Source organism: Kocuria turfanensis, from assembly GCF_001580365.1.
Taxonomy (GTDB): Bacteria; Actinomycetota; Actinomycetes; order Actinomycetales; family Micrococcaceae; genus Kocuria; species Kocuria turfanensis.
On record NZ_CP014480.1, the window covers coordinates 1,988,060 to 2,004,445 of the forward strand.

Genomic DNA, 16,386 nt, shown 5'->3' on the forward strand with positions numbered 1-16,386 from the left:
TCTCTCCATGATGGCCCGCCGCACGGCATCAGGACAGCCCGCGGTCCCGCGGCGAGCAGTTCCGGGGCCGGGACGGTGCGGGTCAGGCGGTGGGCGCGGTCATTCGTGGCGCAGGGCGGTGATGGGGTCCTTGCCCGCGGCCCGGACGGCCGGGATCGTGCCGGCCGCGAAGGCGATCGCGAGCACGGCCACGGCGATCAGGGCGATCCCCGGGGCCCGGAAGACGAACAGGGACAGCCCCGGCAGCCCCGCCAGGAACCCCTCGGCCAGCCACCGGGCCACCCAGGATCCGGCCACCACCGCGGTGGTCACGCCGAGGACCGCGCCGAGGAGACCGATGAACACCGCCTCCAGGGAGAACAGCCCGAAGACCTTCGCCCCGCTGGTGCCCAGGGCCTTCATCAGCCCGATCTCGCGGGTGCGCTCCTGCACGGACATCAGCAGGGTGTTGACGATGCCCAGGCTCGCCGCCAGCAGGGCGATCACCGCGCACGTGTTGAGGATCCAGATCACGGCGTCGATCACGGTGCGGAACATCCCCAGCTGGTCCTCGACCGTGGAGGCGACCATGCCGGCCTCCTCCAGCCGCTCCTGCACCGCGGGAGCCTGCGCGGGATCCTCCATGACGGCCCGCGCCATGATGTAGGTGGCCGCCACCTCCTCCGGCCCTCCGCTGACCTGGTAGGCGTAGAGACGTTCGTTGAAGGAGGTCGAGGGCAGCGGGTTCATCGCGACCCCGGCCAGGCTGGCCTGGGTGACCCCCGAGACCGTGGCCTCGAAGGCCTGCTCCGCCCCGGCCATGTTCGTCATGACCACCTCGAGGACCTCCCCGACCGCGTCCTCCGCCGAGGCGAAGCCCAGGTCGGCGACCCAGCTGTCGGGGATCGCCAGCTCGTCCGCCCCGTCCGCGGCGGTGGCTCCGGCGACCAGCTGCAGGCCCTCGCCGTCGACCGGGATGCCGAGCGCGAGCTGGAACCTCGCCCCGTCGGCGCGCAGATAGGTGGGGACCACGTTGTAGACCGGGTGCACCGAGGCCACCCCCCGGGTGTCCTCGACGACGGCGATGTCCTCCTCCGACAGACCCGCGAAGGACACCCCGAACCCGGTGGCGACCTGGGTGTCCTCCGGGTCGTAGGCGCGTGGGCCCGTGCCCGTCGACAGCTCCAGCAGCGGTTGCGACTTCTGCACGTACAGCGCGTCCGTGTCGCCGAAGGCGGCCACGGTCTCGTCGATGTAGCGGTTCACCCCGGTGCCCATGCCGGAGGTCAGCGTCAGGGCCAGCGCGCCGATGAAGACCGCCAGCACGGTCAGCACCGTGCGGATCCGGCCCCGGAAGGCGCTGGCCACGGCCGAGCCGACCATGTCGGTCCACGTCACCGGGCGCCACCGGAGACCCCGAGGGCGACCTCGTCCCGGTCGGCGGGAACGACGGCGGCGAGCGGGTCCGCCGGCGCGGGGGCCGGGGCGTCCACGATCCGCCCGTCGCGCAGGTGCACCTGGCGGTCGCAGCGCGCGGCCAGCTCCGCGTCGTGGGTGACGATCACCGCCGTGATGCCCCGCTCCTGGTTGAGCTCGAAGAGGATGTCCTGGACCACCGCGCCGGTGGCCGAGTCGAGGTTGCCCGTGGGCTCGTCGGCGAAGATCACGGAGGGGTCGTTGACCAGCGCCCGGGCGATCGCCACCCGCTGCTTCTGGCCCCCGGACAGGTCGGTGGCCCGGCTGCCGGCCTTCTCCGCCATCTCCAGCCGCTCGAGCACCGCCAGCCCCCGGCGGCGCCGCTCCGCCCGGCCGACCCCGGCGATCTTCAAGGGCAGCACCACGTTCTCCAGCACCGTCTGCCCCGGGGTGAGGAAGAACTGCTGGAACACGAACCCGAACATCGTGTTGCGCAGTGCGTTGAGCTCCCGGGCCGAGAGGGACCCGGCGTCCTGGCCCCGCACCGCCACCGACCCGGAGGTCGGGGCGTCCAGCAGGGCCAGCAGGTGCATCAGGGTGGACTTGCCCGACCCGGACTTGCCCACGATCGCCACGGACTCCCCCGCCTCGATCGCCAGACTCACCGAGCGGAGAGCCGTGAACGCGTGGGCACCGTGGCCGTAGGTCTTCACCAGGTCCTCGGTCTGCAGCACCGCAGGAATCATCCGTGGCGTCCTTCCCCTGTCCGCGCAACCACCCGTGGCCATCCCGGGGACAAGATCAGGAGCAACCGGTGCGGGACGGCGTCGCACACCCACTTCATCATGTGCGAAGGCACACGAAGAGGGGAAACCGGCGAATGTCCCCACAAGGGAGGTCCGCCGCGCCCGCCCGGCGCCCGCCCGCCGGCGGGCCCCGGCCGGGCCGCGGTGGCGCGGCGCAGGCCGCCGTACCGGGTCGCCCGGCACCGCGCACCTCGCCGTCCTGGGCCCGGGGACCCGGCACCGGCACGCCCGGCCCGCCCCGCCCTCGGCCCCGGAGCAGCGGCCGCGGTCCCCCGCCCCCGGGACGCGGGCACGGCACCGCGCTGCCGCGTTCCGGCACGTCCCGAGGACACCACGCTGCCGCTGCTCGGCGCGGGACCCGGCGACGGCGCCGAGCATGTCCGCCCGCGCCTCGGCCCGGAGTCGGGGCGCGCCCGCACCGGGCCGGCCGCGGTCGAGGACGCGCCCGGGCGTTCCCGCTCCGTGAGGACCCCGGGGCGCTCCGGTGGACTCAGCGCCCGTTCGGCACACCGTGCGCGGTGGTGCGGCACACCTCGTCCCACGGCGTGGGCTCGAGGCCGAAGTGCCGGCGGGCGGCTGCGTCGTCGAGCACGTAGGGCCGGTCCCACTGGTAGGACAGGGCGCGCAGCTCCCGCAGCACGGGGACGACCAGGGAGATGCCGGCGAGCGCGGGATCGCGCAGCACCCGCACCCTGACCGGCGGCCGGCCCGCCGCGCGCAGGACGTCGGTGAGCGCCTGCTCCTGGGTGCGGGGAGGATTGCTGGGCACGTGCCACACCCGCCCGTGCGCGGTCTCGTCCGCGGCCGCCGCGACGAGCAGCCGCGCCACGTCGTCGGGGCTGGTGAAGCTGTGGGGCTGGTCCTTGGCGAACAGCACCGTGACCGGCCGGCCCCGCAGCGCCGCGGGCAGAACGCGCGTGATGTGCCCGTTGGAGCCGACCCCCGGGCCGATGTAGTCGGAGCCCCGCACCTCGACGGCCCGCACCCGCCCCTCCTCGTGGGCGGTCCGGGCGGCGCGCCACATCGCCGCCCGCAGCCGGCCCTTGGCATCCGTCGCGGCGTCCGGCAGGCCCTCGTGCATCGGGCCCTCGACCGGGCCGTAGGGGTACAGGTTGCCCGTCATCGCGTAGACGGCTCCCGTGCGCTCGGCGGCGGTGAGCAGCGCGGACGCCAGTGGCGGCCAGGTCTCCTCCCACTGGGTGTAGTCGCCGGGGTTGGCGCAGTTGTAGAGCACCCCGGCGCCCTCCGCCGCCCGGGTCAGGGCGTCCGCGTCGGAGGCGTCGAGCGCCAGCGACCGGGCGCCGAGCACGGTGGCCGAGCCCGAGCGGGTCACGACGGTCACCTCGTGACCGCGGTCGACGAGCTGGTGCGCCAGTGCCCGGCCGACGGGCCCGGCACCGACGACGAGGTGGCGGTGGTCCATGGTTGTCCTCCCCGGTCATGACGTGAGAGAGCAGCGCTCCCGGACAGCAGTCTGCCGCGCCGTCCGCGCCCGGTCGATGGGGCACCCGGGAGGGGACGGCACGTCCGCGCCCGGCAGCGCGTGCGGGCGGACCGGACTCCCCGTCCGATGCGCTGCCGTGGTCGCTCCGGCCGGCTCGGCCGTCCACCGTCGTCCGGAGGGACAGCATCATGCCCGTTGTCGTCACCGCCGTCTTCACCCCCGCCGCCGGCTCCCGGGACCGCCTCGTCGAGGCCCTGCGGACGGCCGTTCCCGCGGAGCAGGGCGCGCTCTGAGAGCGCCCGTGGGCCGCCGAGGCTGTCCCCGGAGCGGCTCCCCGGGACCTGCTGCCGCAGCGGACCCGACCGGGACGACGCCCCTGCAGGCTGTGCCGGGTGCGGGTCAGTCGCGGCGGCGGGTGCGCACCAGGGCGACGACCCCGGCGAGCAGCCCCAGCAGCCCGGCGACCAGTCCGGCCCAGCCCAGCCCCGTGCCGGCGGACGCCCGGGTGGAGGCCTCCTCGGCCGCGGCGGTCTCCCCGGCGCTGTCGTCGGTGCCGTGCCCGTGGCCGTCGGCCTCGGCGGCGGTGGTGGTCAGGGACGGGGCCGGGTGCTCGGGCTCGGCCTCCCCCTCGGCCGCGGGCTGGTCCCAGGCCACGGAGCGGCCGTCGGTGTAGGACTGGGTCACCGGCAGCACCAGGGTCGTCCCCTCCGCGGGGAGCGGGCCGACCGAGATGGTGAAGGTCTGGAACTGGCCCGGTTCGATCGCGTGCTCCTCGTCCGCCGTCCAGGTGACGGTGGCGGCCGCCTCGGAGATGGCGCCCTCCCCGATCCGGACCGGTTCCGGCAGCTGCTCCTCGGTGACCTCGGCGCTCCAGCCCTCCACGGGCTTGACCCGCACCGAGGCGAACGGGGTGTCCTGGGGCAGGGTGAGCTCCAGCTTGTTCGTGGAGGCGGTGTCGGACTCGTTGGGCACGGAGAAGGTGACCTGGGCGTAGCCCTCCGCGGCGGTGGAGGTGGAGGTGGCCGAGACGTGGGCGGCGGCGGGGGACAGTCCCAGGGCCGTCAGCCCGGCGGCGACGGCCAGGACGGACGTGCTCGTGATCAGGCGCGGGGCATTGGTGTTCGTCATGAGAGTGGGCCTTTCGGTCGCGCCGCCGGGCACGGCGGCGCGGGAGGAGTCGTGGGGTCAACCGCAGGCGGGCGTTCGGGAGCACCCCGCCGGGGTCATCCCCAGCAGGTTCCCCTCGGCGCCCGCAGCACGGGCGGCCCGCGCACCCGGTCCCGCCGCAGCCCTCGCCGGCTCAGCCCGGGGCGCTCCGCCGGGGGCAGGTCCCCCTGCCGGAATCCCAGGGGCAGGCGGGGCGGGCGCGGGACGGTGACCAGGGGCCGCAACCAGGCGAGCGCCCACTCCAGGGCGTTCTCCGCAGTCGAGATCACCACGGCGGTGAGCAGCACCGCCGCCACGTGACCGGCCAGCATGGCCACCCCCGCCCCGTCCAGGCCGTGGTGGCCCGCCCCGGTGGCGCTCCCGGGCAGGCAGGACAGGCCGGGTGCGGGGGGCAGGTGGTGGCCGTGGCCACCGGCAGGGCAGTCCGCGGGGATCGACCAGGCGGTGAGGACCTCGTGCAGCCCGAGCTGGGTGGCTCCCAGGAGCGCGAGCACGCGGGGCAGGCTCAGCGTCCGCCTGGCCACCCAGGCCACGGGACCCAGGAGGCCCGCACCCAGTCCCAGCATCGGCAGGGCCGGGGGAAGAGCGCCGCCGGCCGCCAGGTGTCCGGCGGCGGCCAGGGAGACGACGACGGCGGTGACCAGCAGCGCCCGGAGCCAGCACGCGGCCGCGTGCCGGCTCATCGGCTGTCCTCCACTGCTGCCCCCTGCTCCGGGCCGGCACACCGCCGGGGCCCCTGGTCTGGAAACCTACCGGGGGTGACGCCGCGGCGGAAAACCGGTGCGGCGGCCTCCCGCGCGTCCGGCCGACTAGGGTTCGACCCATGCAGCCGACCAGGACGGGCCGGGCCACACCGGGTCCGCACAGCGAGGAGCCGAGGGCCGGCCGGGTGGACCTGGCCCTCCTTGCCGCCCTGACCGCGATGCTGCTGACGATCCTGGCCGCACCGGCCGCCGTGGCCCACACGGAGCTGCCGGGCACCGGGCACGTCGCCCCGGCGGCCGCGCACGGGGTGCTGGTGGCCCACCACGCCGCCCAGACGCTGGTCTGTCTGGGGATCTTCGCCGCGGCCGGTCTGGTCGTCTTCGACCTCCTGCTGCTCGCCGCCCCGCCCGGCACGGCGCCGGGCAGCCGCCGGCGGGTCCGCGCCCTGGCCGGGCTGGGGGTCGCCGCGGCGGTGGCCGGGGCCGTGGCCTCCGTCCCGGCCACGGCGCTGTGGCAGAGCGGAGCCGCCCTGCCGGCCCTGGCCGACCCGGTCCTGTGGCGCACCGCGATCGGCTCCGACGCCGCGGTGGCCGCGGCCCTGACCGTCGCGGGCACGGTCGTGGCCGTGGGCGCCCTCCCCCGGGCTGCGGGCGACCGGGCCGCTCCGGCCGGCCGGCTGGCGCTGGGCGGGGTGGCCCTGGCCGTGACCTCGCTGGTGGTCGTGGGCCACAGCCGCACCGTCGAGCCGAGCTGGCTGGTGGTCACCGCCGATGCGGTGCACGTGGCCGCCGGCGTCGTCTGGAGCGGTGGGATCCTGGGGCTGCTCGCCGTGCTGGGGCGGGCCCGGGACCTCTCCCTCCACCAGGCCACGGCGACCCTGGTGCGGTTCTCCACCGTGGCCGCAGGGTCGGTGCTGGCCCTCACGGCGGCCGGTGTGGTCCTGGGGTGGCGGATCCTGGGCGGCGTCGAGGACCTGGTGTCCACCCGCTACGGCTGGCTGCTGCTGCTCAAGGTCCTCGTCGTCGCCGTCGTGGTCGGCGTCGCCGCCTGGAACCGGTACGTGCTCCTCCCCCGGGTGCGCGCCCGCTCCGACCCGGCGGCACGGGACAACCTGCACTCGGCGTTGCACACCGAAGGGGCCCTGCTGCTGTTCGTCCTGGTGCTCACCGGAGTGCTCACCTCCCTCAGCCCCTGACGGCCCCCGCACGGAACCGCGGCCCAGGAGCTGCCGCCGGCTCGTGCCGCCGCTCAGGATCGGGTGAGCTCCCGCCTGCGCGTGGTGACCGCCCAGATCACGAAGGCGTCGAAGGCGATGACCACGATGTTCCACAGCGGGTAGAAGGGCATCCACAGGAAGCTGACGACGATGCTCAGACCGGCGAGGACGACCGCGAGCGTGTGCGCCCACAGCGCTCCCTGGATCAGGGCGAAGCCGGTCACGGCGAGGACGACGCCGGCGATGAGGTGGGTCAAGCCCCAGCCGGTCATGTCGAAGGTGAAGATGTACTCCTCGCCGTACACGTAGAACTCGTCGTTGAACAGCGCCACGAGGCCCTGGAACACGTGCAGGAGCCCGACCAGGACCATGAAGATGCCGGCCGCGGCCGTCCCGACCACCGCGCCGCCACTGTGGTCCTGTCGGCCGGTGTCCCGATCGAACGTGGTGGTCGCCATGACTGTTCCCTCCGCAGGCGTCCTGCGGGCTCCCCGCGGGACGGGTTGACCATCGGCACCACTGTCCGTCTCCCGCCGTCGGCCGGCATCACCCGATCCGGGTGGATTCGTGCCGGGCGGATCCGAGCCGGGAGACCGCGACGGCCCGGAGGGCGCCCGGGTGCCTCCCCGCGCCGTCCGGCCGACGCCCCGGCCTGCCGGTGACGTTCTCGAGACGGGGCCCGCCGGCGGCGGGCTCAGAGGAGTCCGAGGACCGCGCCAGCGGTCACGAGGAGGCCGGCCGCGAACATCGCCGCGGCGACCATGATCAGGCCCAGCACCGCCATCGCGGTGAGCCGCTGGAAGCGGACCATGTCCATCTCGGTGGCACGGGCGAGGAGGAGGACGAGCAGCAGGGCCGCCGTCAGCAGGAGCATCCCGGCGAAGACCATGTCCCTGTGGCTCCTTCCCGCTCCCCGGCCGGACGGGTCCCGCGGCCCGGCGCTGCTTCCCCGGCCCCGGCGAGGCACCGTGGGCGGCGCGCACCGTCCCGACCACGTCCGCGTACGTTCCGGCTCTGCCCGCAGGTCCCCCGACGGCCGTCGTCCCCACCCGACGTCGGCGCTGTCCTCCCTACCTGAGCACCCCGGGCGGGCGGTTCTCAACTGTGCATGCAAAAGCGTGTTCACCGACGGACACAGAGAAACGCGCAGGTCACGGCGCCAACAGGTCCCGCAGACGGTCGGTGCGACGGTGCGTGCGGACAGCGGTGTCCGGGGGCCCGGTCACGACGACGCGCTCGCGCTCCCGTCGCTGCGCCCGGTGTCAGCGGCGCCGCTCCCCGGAGCCCGCGGCGGCGCCTGCCGCGCAGTGCTCGTGGTGCTGGAGGAGCACGACCGAGTCGTCGATGCTCGCCGGTCGGCCCTGCGGGTCCGTGACCTGCCGGGGACGGGTCTCGGCGACGCGGACCGTCCACTGCGCCGGGTCGAGCTCCAGCTCCGCGACCTCCTCGGCGGGCGTGCGGAACCGCGGCCCGTGCGCCGGCGGCAGCTCCGCCCAGGCGGGAGCGGAGGCGTGGCCGGTGATCAGCAGGTGCCCGCCCGGCGCGACGTGGCGTGCCGCGGCCCGCAGGATCTCGGCGCGGGGCAGGGCGACCGGTGAGTGCAGGAAGCTGGCCGTGACCAGGTCGTACCGGTCCTCCTCGCCCAGGGCCGAGAGGTCGGCGGCGACGAACGAGATCCGCTCGGCGGGGATCTCCGCGGCCCGGGCGGCCTCGGTGGCCCGCCGGATCGCGGTGCCGGAGATGTCGATGCCGGTGGCCGTCCAGCCGTGCCGGGCGAGCCAGATCGCGTCCGCGCCCTCACCGCACCCCAGGTCCAGGGCGCGGCCCGGCTCCAGGTCCGCGGCGATCTCGGCGAGGACCTGGTTGACGCGCCCCGACCACATCCGCTCGGCGGAGCTGTAGCGGTGCTCCCAGTACTCGCTCGGGGCCGGCCCCGCCGCGTGGCCGGGGGCGGCGGCGCGGTCGAAGTCCTCGGCGACCAGGGCCGCGTTCACGGCTCCGCCGGTGCGGGCGCCCGCGCCGACGGACACAGGGACGGTCAGGGCGGGATCGGTGACGTTGCCGACCGCCCAGATGCGGTCGTGGCTGGTCCTGCCCGTCCCGTCCACGGCCAGGAACCGGCCCATCGGGGTGTCCGTCGTGGCGAGGCCGAGATGGTCGAGGAACGCCGTGTGCGGCCGCGGGGTGCCGGCCGTGAAGAGGGCGTCGACCGCGGTCAGCGTGCCGTCGGCGGTGCGCACCGCGTCGATGGCCGCGGAGGCACCGAGGATCTCGACGACCGGGGAGGCCACGAGGTCGATCCCCCGGGACCGGAGCCGGTGCTCGGCGGCCGCGTCCAGGGGCCCGAGCCCCGCGGTGAACACGGTCACCGCGTCGCTCCACTGCCGCACGAGCTGGGCCTGGTGCAGACCCAGCGGTGAGGTCGTGAGCACACCGAGTCGCTGATCGGCGACCTCCCAGCCGTGGCAGTAGGGGCAGTGCAGCACGGTGCGGCCCCACCGCTCCGCCAGCCCCGGGATCTCGGGCAGCTCGTCGGTCATCCCGGTCGCCACGATCACCGCCCGCGCCCGCACCGGCTCACCGCGCTCCAGCGTCACCTCGACCCCGGTCCCCGTCGGGTCCACCCGCTGCACCGTCCCGGGGGCGATCCGCACCCCGTAGGCGGAGACCTCGTCCCGCCCGCGCTCGAGCAGCCGGTCCGGCGGCACTCCCTCCTGGCCGAGCACCCCGTGCATGTGCTCCGCGAAACGGTTGCGGGGACTCCCCGCGTCCACCACCAGCGTGCGCCGGCGCGCCCGCCCCAGGAGCAGGGCCGCGCTCAGCCCCGCCGCACCGCCACCGACCACCACGACGTCCCACTGCATCTCGTCCATGGACCGAGTCTGCGGAGCCGCCCCGAACTGTGGCAAACTTTCTTGCAGAAATGGCAAATCGGTGGGCGGCCGGCAGGACGTGGGGGGACGGGATGAGCGGGGACCTGGACCAGGTCGGGCCACGGCTGCGGGCGGCACGCCGTGCCCGCGGCCTGACCCTGGAGGACATGGCGGCGCGGGCCGGCATGTCCACGAGCACGCTGTCCCGGCTGGAGTCGGGGAAGCGCCAGGCCTCGCTGGAGCTGCTGGTGCCCCTGACCCGGCAGCTGGGGATCCGCATCGACGACCTCCTGCAGCCCGAGGTCCGTGACCCCCGGGTCCGCCGCCCGGTCGTTCGTCGCGACGGACTCACCATTGCCCCGCTCGCCCCCGAAGGGGCGGCCATCCACACCTACAAGATCACCTATCCGCCCGTCGACACGCTGCCGGAGCTGCGGGTGCACGACGGGTACGAGTGGCTCTACGTGCTCACGGGCAGGCTGCGGCTCCGCCTGGGCGAGCAGGACCTGGTCCTCACCCGCGGCGAAGCCGCCGAGTTCGACACCCACGTGCCGCACGCGATGAGCGCCGCGGGCCGACACCCTGCGCAGGTGCTCAGCATCTTCAACGGCGAGGGAGTCCGGATGCACACCCACCTGGCGCAGCCCTGACAGTCGCAGCCGTGACGGCCCTGGTCATGACAGCGTGGTCACGACAGTGCTGGGGCACGGCCGGAGCCGCCCTCCGGGCCCCGGTCCGGGTGGCGCGCGGACGGCTCCGGTGGTCGGGCCGCTACGCCACCGGCTGGCGGTTCACCTCCAGCAGGTGCCGGCGGAAGAAGCCGGCCAGTGCGTTCGTGTCCTCCAGCGGGAGGACCGCGGCGACGTACTGGTCGGGACGCACCACGACGACGCACCCGGCGCCGCGGTCGACGCCGCGCATCTCGAAGATGTCCTCGTCCGGGTGGGCGGCGTAGACCTTCTCGTAGTCGACGAGCTGGAACGGCCCGCTGCGGGGCAGGAACAGCCGGGGCACCCGGGTGATGTCGACGTCGACGTGCTTCTGCTGGTAGACGACCTTGACGTCCAGGACGCTGTCGGCGTCGGCGCCCTCGGGGGTGTGGGTCGCGACCGGGGACTGCGGCGACTCGGCCATCCACTGCGCCCAGGCGCCCAGCGCGGACGTCTCGCCGGGGGCGGCGTCGGCGAAGGCGTACACCCGCCACCGGCCGTCGGCCCGGTGCTGGTGCCCCAGCTGCAGCGGGTTCGCGTCCGCGACCCGCACGACCGGGGCCGAGCGGAACCGCTTGCCGATCGGGAAGCCCGTGGCCAGGTCCTGGTGGTCCGGCTCCGCGACGAGCATCGAGGGCGGGTACTGGGTCATGAAGCCTGCGGGGAACTCGGCGGTGCGCACGTAGAAGTCGGCCAGCTCGGCGGGGTTCGCGAACTCCTCCGGCTTCTTGGCCATGAGCGTGGACCACTCCTTGTCGAAGTCGATGAGGTTCTGCGCGATGACCTGACGCTCGGCGGAGTAGGTGCTCAGCAGGCTCTCGGGGCTGCGGCCGGACAGGACGTAGCCCAGCTTCCAGCCCAGGTTGAACCCGTCCTGCATGGACACGTTCATCCCCTGCCCGGCCTTGGCGCTGTGGGTGTGGCAGGCGTCGCCGGCGATGAACACGCGCGGGGCGCGGGTCCCGAGCTCCTCCAGGGGCACGTCGTCGAACCGGTCGGTGACCCGGTGGCCGACCTCGTAGACGCTGTGCCAGGCGACGTCGCGGACGTCCACGGTGTAGGGGTGCATGATCGCGTTGGCCTTGGCGATGATCTGCTCGATCGTCGTCCTGCGCACCGCGCCGCGGTCGTCGGGGGACACGGTCCCCAGGTCGACGTACATGCGGAACAGGTGCCCGCCCTCACGGGGGATGAGCAGGATGCTGCCGCCCGCCCCGGACTGGATGGCGCACTTCAGGCGGATGTCGGGGAAGTCGGTGACGGCGAGGACGTCCATGACGCCCCACGCGTGGAACGCCTGGTCACCCTGCATCCTGGCCCCGATCGCCTCGCGCACGCGGCTGCGGGCCCCGTCGGCGCCGACGACGTACTTCGCCCGCACGACCTTCTCCTGCCCCGCCCGCTCCCCGGTGGTGTGCACCAGCGTCACGGTCACCGGGCGCTCGGGGTCGTCGGTGCGCTCGAGGCCGCGGAACTCGTATCCGTAGTCCGGCCTCATCCGGGTCGGCGCGTGCGCCATGAACTCGGCGAAGTAGTCCAGCACGCGCGCCTGGTTGACGATGAGGTGCGGGAACTCGCTGATCCCGGCGGGATCGTCCTCCGGCCGCTCCCCGCGCGCGATCCGCGACGGGTCCTCGGGGTCCGGGTGCCAGAAGCACATCTCGGTGATCCGGTAGGCCTCCTCGATGATCCGCCCGGCGAAGCCGAAGGCCTGGAACGTCTCGACGCTGCGGGCCTGGATGCCGTCCGCCTGGCCGATCGCCAGCCGCTCGCCGCGGCGCTCGACGATCCGGGTCGTGACGTCGGGGAACTGCGACAGCTGCGCCGCCGCGATCATCCCTGCCGGCCCCGTGCCGACGATCAGGACGTCGACCTCCTCGGGCAGCTCCTCGGGCCGGTGGAGACCGACACCTGCAGCAGGCTGAACGCGCGGGTCGCCGGAGACGTACCCGTGATGGTGGAACTGCATCCCACTCCCTCCTCGGACGTCGGTCCCGACGTCCATGTCGATGCGAACAGCGTGTGCGGGTGCTTTCCTTCTCGGGCACGCCGTTCCCCTGGTGCCACGGATCGTATATGTTGATCTGCGTCACACACAAGGATGTCCCGGGAATGACCACCGCCGCGTGACCCCAGAACGCCCGACCGGCAGCGGAAGCGTCTTGGGGAGACTCCGAGGCCGCATCGGGCGACCCGGTGAGCGCTGTGACCTGCACCACGGGGAGTCTTGTCCCGTGACGGAAGATCGTATATGTTCCAGGGACAACGCAGGAGTGAGGACGCACATGACCGACAGCAACACGATGGCCGCCGGCGCGGATCCGCGGTTCTCGGGACTTCCGGGCCGACCGGGCAAGATCGTCGCCATCCACCTCAGCTACGCATCGCGGGCGGACCAGCGCGGGCGCCGCCCCGAGCACCCGTCGTACTTCTTCAAGCCGGCGAGCTCGGTCGCCGCGACCGGGGGGACGATCGAACGCCCCGCGGGGACCGAGCTGCTGGCCTTCGAGGGCGAGGTGGCCCTCGTCATCGGCACCGCGGCCCGCCGCGTGCCGCTCGCCGAGGCGTGGAACCACGTCGGCTGGGTGACGGCGGCCAACGACTTCGGCCTGTACGACCTGCGGGCCAACGACAAGGGCTCCAACGTGCGCTCCAAGGGCGGTGACGGCTTCACCCCCGTCGGCGCCGAGCTCCTCGACGCGCGCGCGGTGGACCCGGCGGCGCTGCGGCTGCGCACCTGGGTCAACGGCGAGCTGCGCCAGGACGACACCACGGCGGAGATGCTCTTCCCGCTCGCCCAGCTCGTCGCCGACCTCTCCCAGCACTTCACCCTCGAGCCGGGCGACGTGGTTCTCACCGGCACCCCGGCCGGGTCCTCCGTCGTCGTCCCCGGCGACGTCGTGGAGGTCGAGGTCGACGCCCCCGGGGCCCCCGGGGCGCCGAGCTCGGGCCGGCTGGTCACGACCGTCACCCAGGGCGAGCACGGCTTCGACGGCGCCCTCGGGTCCCTGCCGTCGGTCGACGACCGCCAGCGCGCCGAGGCCTGGGGCTCGCGCGCCGCCGCCGGACTGGACCCGGAGCCGGAGCCGTTCCGCCTGACCCCGGCCCTGCGGGACAAGCTCGCCGAGGCCCCGGTGGCCGGGCTCAGCGCGCAGCTGCGCAAGCGCGGGCTCAACAACGTCACCGTGGACGGCGTGCGGCCGATGCACCCCGCGGCCAAGGTCGTCGGCACCGCGCGCACCCTGCGCTTCGTGCCCAACCGCGAGGACCTGTTCGCCAGCCACGGCGGGGGCTACAACGCGCAGAAGCGCGTGTTCGACGCCGTCGGCGAGGGCGAGGTCGTCGTCATCGAGGCGCGCGGCGAGGACGGGTCGGGCACCCTCGGCGACATCCTCGCGCTGCGCGCCCGCACCCGGGGGGCCGCCGGCATCGTCACCGACGGCGGGGTGCGGGACTACGACGCCGTGGCCGCCGTGGGCCTCCCCGTGTACACCAAGGGCGCGCACCCGGCCGTGCTCGGCCGGCGGCACGTGCCGTGGGAGGCCGACGTGGCGGTCGCGTGCGGCGGGACGACCGTGCAGCCCGGCGACGTCGTCGTCGGCGACCGGGACGGCGTCGTCGTCATCCCGCCGGCGCTCGTCGAGGAGGTCGTCGACGCGGCCCTGGCCCAGGAGGCGGAGGACGCCTGGATCGCCGAGCAGGTGGTCGCGGGAGAGCCGGTCGACGGCCTGTTCCCGATGAACGCCGAGTGGAGAGCGAGGTACGAGGCATGGCGCGCGGACCGGTGACGGAGGCCGAGACGCCGGCGGCCCCCTCCCTGAGCAAGTCGCAGCGGGCCTACCACTGGATCAGGCAGCAGATCCTGACCCAGGAGTTCGCCCCGGGCTACCGGCTCAAGCTGGCGGGGATCGCGGCGGAGCTGGGCATGAGCGTGGTGCCGGTGCGCGAGGCGATCCGGCAGCTCGAGGCCGAGGGGCTGGTGACCTTCGAGCGCAACGTCGGCGCCCACGTGTCGATGGTCGACGACACGCACTACCGCCACAGCATGCAGGCGCTGGCCATCCTCGAGGGCGCGACCACGGCCCTGGCGGCCGGGCACCTGACCGCCGACGACCTGCGCCGGGCGCGCGAGACGAACACGCGCATCGTGGAGAGCCTCGACAGCTTCGACCCGCACACGCTGACGGCGCTCAACCGGGAGTTCCACTCGATCCTGTTCGCCCCGTGCCCGAACCCGCGGATGTCCGAGCTCGTCACCGCCGAGTGGGCGCGCCTGGGCAACCTGCGCGACTCGACGTTCAGCTTCGTCCCGCACCGGGCCCAGGAGTCCGCGCGCGAGCACGAGAACATCCTGCGGCTGATCGAGACCGGGGCTCCCCCGGTGCAGATCGAGCGGGCCAGCCGGCAGCACCGGATGGCCACCCTCGAGGCATACCTGGCCCACAAGTACTCAGACGACGCGGGATCGGCCCGCACACCGACCGGAGGCACCCCATGACCGACACCACCACCACCGACCCGACGGCGGCGACCGAGCGGCACCTGCCCGCCGACCTGCCCGAGCGCATCCAGCACTACATCGACGGCCGGTTCGTCGACTCCGCCGACGGCGACACCTTCGAGGTGCTCGACCCGGTCTCGAACGAGACCTACCTCCGCGCCGCGGCCGGCAAGAAGGCCGACGTCGACCGTGCCGTGGCGGCGGCCCGGCGCGCCTTCGCCGAGGGGCCCTGGTCGCGGATGCTGCCGCGGGAGCGGTCCCGGATCCTGCACCGCATCGCCGACATCGTGGAGTCCCGCGACGCCCGGCTGGCCGAGCTCGAGAGCTTCGACTCCGGCCTGCCGATCACCCAGGCGCTGGGCCAGGCCCGCCGCGCGGCCGAGAACTTCCGGTTCTTCGCGGACCTGATCGTCGCCCAGGCCGACGACACCTACAAGGTCCCCGGCCGCCAGATCAACTACGTCAACCGCAAGCCGATCGGCGTCGCCGGGCTCATCACGCCGTGGAACACGCCCTTCATGCTCGAGTCCTGGAAGCTCGGCCCGGCCCTGGCCACCGGCAACACGGTCGTGCTCAAGCCGGCCGAGTTCACGCCGCTGTCGGCGTCCCTGTGGGCGGGCATCTTCGAGGAGGCCGGCCTGCCCCAGGGGGTGTTCAACCTGGTCAACGGGCTGGGCGAGGACGCCGGCGACGCGCTGGTCAAGCACCCGGACGTGCCGCTGATCTCCTTCACCGGGGAGAGCAGCACCGGCCGGCTGATCTTCGCCAACGCGGCGCCGCACCTCAAGGGCCTGTCGATGGAGCTCGGCGGCAAGTCCCCCGCGGTCGTGTTCGCCGACGCCGACCTCGACGCCGCGGTCGACGCGACCATCTTCGGCGTCTTCTCCCTCAACGGCGAGCGCTGCACCGCCGGCAGCCGCATCCTCGTCCAGCGCGAGGTGTACGACGAGTTCGTCGAGCGCTACGCCGCCCAGGCCGAGCGCGTCGTCGTCGGCCCTCCGCACGACCCGCGGACCGAGGTCGGGGCGCTCGTGCACCCCGAGCACTACGACAAGGTCATGAGCTACATCGAGATCGGCCGGACCGAGGGGCGCCTGGTCGCCGGCGGCGGACGACCCGAGGGCTTCCCGACCGGCAACTACGTCGCCCCGACCGTCTTCGCCGACGTCGCCCCCGAGGCCCGCATCTTCCAGGAGGAGATCTTCGGGCCCGTCGTGGCGATCACCCCGTTCGACACGGACGAGGAGGCACTGCGCCTGGCCAACGGCGTGCGCTACGGCCTGGCCGCCTACGTGTGGACGAACGACCTCAGGCGCGCGCACAACTTCTCGCAGAACATCGAGGCCGGCATGGTCTGGCTCAACAGCAACAACGTGCGGGACCTGCGCACCCCCTTCGGCGGCGTCAAGGCCTCCGGCCTCGGCCACGAGGGCGGCTACCGCTCGATCGACTTCTACACCGACCAGCAGGCCGTGCACATCACCCTGGGCGAGGTGCACAACCCCACCTTTGGCAAGGCCGACCTCGACGCCGGGGCGGACGTGGACGACCCCGACCTGCGCTGAGCGC

The 16,386-nt window shown here is 74.2% G+C and carries 14 protein-coding genes; 5 read left to right on the forward strand and 9 right to left on the reverse strand.

The window, feature by feature from the left end:
• Positions 1 to 99: 99 nt before the first annotated feature.
• The 5 genes from AYX06_RS09195 to AYX06_RS09215 form a co-directional block, all read right to left on the reverse strand.
• Positions 100 to 1,377 carry an ABC transporter permease gene (locus AYX06_RS09195; RefSeq protein ID WP_062735518.1) on the reverse strand — a complete coding sequence of 426 codons (1,278 nt, stop codon included), beginning with the start codon at positions 1,375 to 1,377 and terminating at the stop codon, positions 100 to 102.
• Positions 1,374 to 2,141: an ABC transporter ATP-binding protein gene (locus AYX06_RS09200; protein WP_084271541.1), complete on the reverse strand. Its 768-nt coding sequence runs from the start codon at positions 2,139 to 2,141 to the stop codon at positions 1,374 to 1,376. The genes AYX06_RS09195 and AYX06_RS09200 overlap by 4 nt, the downstream gene beginning before the upstream one ends.
• A gap of 550 nt (positions 2,142 to 2,691) precedes the next feature.
• Positions 2,692 to 3,624: an NAD-dependent epimerase/dehydratase family protein gene (locus AYX06_RS09205; RefSeq protein WP_062735519.1), complete on the reverse strand. Its 933-nt coding sequence runs from the start codon at positions 3,622 to 3,624 to the stop codon at positions 2,692 to 2,694.
• 420 nt (positions 3,625 to 4,044) lie between these two features.
• On the reverse strand, positions 4,045 to 4,773 hold the full coding sequence (locus AYX06_RS09210; protein WP_062735520.1) for a YcnI family copper-binding membrane protein: 729 nt from the start codon (positions 4,771 to 4,773) through the stop codon (positions 4,045 to 4,047).
• A 95-nt stretch (positions 4,774 to 4,868) separates the two neighbouring features.
• Positions 4,869 to 5,495 carry a hypothetical protein gene (locus AYX06_RS09215; RefSeq protein WP_062735521.1) on the reverse strand — a complete coding sequence of 209 codons (627 nt, stop codon included), beginning with the start codon at positions 5,493 to 5,495 and terminating at the stop codon, positions 4,869 to 4,871.
• A 140-nt stretch (positions 5,496 to 5,635) separates the two neighbouring features.
• Here AYX06_RS09215 and AYX06_RS09220 point away from each other — a divergent pair, with 140 nt between their 5' ends.
• A complete protein-coding gene (locus tag AYX06_RS09220; RefSeq protein ID WP_084271543.1) occupies positions 5,636 to 6,712 on the forward strand; it encodes a copper resistance D family protein in 1,077 nt (358 codons plus the stop codon).
• Positions 6,713 to 6,765: 53 nt separating this feature from the next.
• Here the strand turns inward: AYX06_RS09220 and AYX06_RS09225 are convergent, their stop codons facing one another.
• The 3 genes from AYX06_RS09225 to AYX06_RS09235 all read right to left on the reverse strand — a co-directional run bounded on the left by AYX06_RS09225 (position 6,766) and on the right by AYX06_RS09235 (position 9,606).
• Complete coding sequence (locus AYX06_RS09225) at positions 6,766 to 7,191, reverse strand: DUF7144 family membrane protein (protein WP_198161390.1); 426 nt, start codon at positions 7,189 to 7,191, stop codon at positions 6,766 to 6,768.
• Positions 7,192 to 7,427: 236 nt separating this feature from the next.
• Positions 7,428 to 7,622: a hypothetical protein gene (locus AYX06_RS09230; RefSeq protein WP_062735523.1), complete on the reverse strand. Its 195-nt coding sequence runs from the start codon at positions 7,620 to 7,622 to the stop codon at positions 7,428 to 7,430.
• A gap of 373 nt (positions 7,623 to 7,995) precedes the next feature.
• Positions 7,996 to 9,606, reverse strand: a complete 1,611-nt coding sequence (locus AYX06_RS09235; protein ID WP_062735524.1) for an FAD-dependent oxidoreductase — start codon at positions 9,604 to 9,606, stop codon at positions 7,996 to 7,998.
• Positions 9,607 to 9,698: 92 nt separating this feature from the next.
• Here AYX06_RS09235 and AYX06_RS09240 point away from each other — a divergent pair, with 92 nt between their 5' ends.
• The gene (locus tag AYX06_RS09240) at positions 9,699 to 10,256 is read left to right on the forward strand and encodes a helix-turn-helix domain-containing protein (protein ID WP_062735525.1); all 558 of its coding nucleotides are present in this window, start codon (positions 9,699 to 9,701) and stop codon (positions 10,254 to 10,256) included.
• 121 nt (positions 10,257 to 10,377) lie between these two features.
• Here AYX06_RS09240 and AYX06_RS09245 read toward each other — a convergent pair whose 3' ends face one another.
• A complete protein-coding gene (locus AYX06_RS09245) occupies positions 10,378 to 12,285 on the reverse strand; it encodes an FAD-binding monooxygenase (RefSeq protein ID WP_062735526.1) in 1,908 nt (635 codons plus the stop codon).
• 316 nt (positions 12,286 to 12,601) lie between these two features.
• On the opposite strand from AYX06_RS09245, the gene AYX06_RS09250 reads away from it, so the two are divergent.
• From AYX06_RS09250 to hpaE, 3 genes are read left to right on the forward strand one after another with little or no spacing between them, the layout of a single operon-like run.
• Complete coding sequence (locus tag AYX06_RS09250) at positions 12,602 to 14,104, forward strand: fumarylacetoacetate hydrolase family protein (protein WP_062735527.1); 1,503 nt, start codon at positions 12,602 to 12,604, stop codon at positions 14,102 to 14,104.
• Positions 14,086 to 14,814, forward strand: a complete 729-nt coding sequence (locus AYX06_RS09255) for a GntR family transcriptional regulator (protein WP_062735528.1) — start codon at positions 14,086 to 14,088, stop codon at positions 14,812 to 14,814. The genes AYX06_RS09250 and AYX06_RS09255 overlap by 19 nt, the downstream gene beginning before the upstream one ends.
• Complete coding sequence (gene hpaE / locus AYX06_RS09260) at positions 14,811 to 16,382, forward strand: 5-carboxymethyl-2-hydroxymuconate semialdehyde dehydrogenase (protein ID WP_062735529.1); 1,572 nt, start codon at positions 14,811 to 14,813, stop codon at positions 16,380 to 16,382. Before AYX06_RS09255 ends, hpaE begins: the two co-directional genes overlap by 4 nt.
• Positions 16,383 to 16,386 lie beyond the last annotated feature (4 nt).

Bases quoted from the DNA above. Each gene is read 5' to 3' on its own strand.
- AYX06_RS09235 (WP_062735524.1), bottom strand. From the start codon at position 9,606: ATGGACGAGATGCAGTGGGACGTCGTGGTGGTCGGTGGCGGTGCGGCG.
- AYX06_RS09205 (WP_062735519.1), bottom strand. From the start codon at position 3,624: ATGGACCACCGCCACCTCGTCGTCGGTGCCGGGCCCGTCGGCCGGGCA.
- AYX06_RS09215 (WP_062735521.1), bottom strand. From the start codon at position 5,495: ATGAGCCGGCACGCGGCCGCGTGCTGGCTCCGGGCGCTGCTGGTCACC.
- AYX06_RS09245 (WP_062735526.1), bottom strand. From the start codon at position 12,285: ATGCAGTTCCACCATCACGGGTACGTCTCCGGCGACCCGCGCGTTCAG.
- AYX06_RS09255 (WP_062735528.1), top strand. From the start codon at position 14,086: ATGGCGCGCGGACCGGTGACGGAGGCCGAGACGCCGGCGGCCCCCTCC.
- AYX06_RS09225 (WP_198161390.1), bottom strand. From the start codon at position 7,191: ATGGCGACCACCACGTTCGATCGGGACACCGGCCGACAGGACCACAGT.
- AYX06_RS09210 (WP_062735520.1), bottom strand. From the start codon at position 4,773: ATGACGAACACCAATGCCCCGCGCCTGATCACGAGCACGTCCGTCCTG.
- AYX06_RS09230 (WP_062735523.1), bottom strand. From the start codon at position 7,622: ATGGTCTTCGCCGGGATGCTCCTGCTGACGGCGGCCCTGCTGCTCGTC.
- AYX06_RS09220 (WP_084271543.1), top strand. From the start codon at position 5,636: ATGCAGCCGACCAGGACGGGCCGGGCCACACCGGGTCCGCACAGCGAG.
- hpaE (WP_062735529.1), top strand. From the start codon at position 14,811: ATGACCGACACCACCACCACCGACCCGACGGCGGCGACCGAGCGGCAC.
- AYX06_RS09200 (WP_084271541.1), bottom strand. From the start codon at position 2,141: ATGATTCCTGCGGTGCTGCAGACCGAGGACCTGGTGAAGACCTACGGC.
- AYX06_RS09240 (WP_062735525.1), top strand. From the start codon at position 9,699: ATGAGCGGGGACCTGGACCAGGTCGGGCCACGGCTGCGGGCGGCACGC.
- AYX06_RS09250 (WP_062735527.1), top strand. From the start codon at position 12,602: ATGACCGACAGCAACACGATGGCCGCCGGCGCGGATCCGCGGTTCTCG.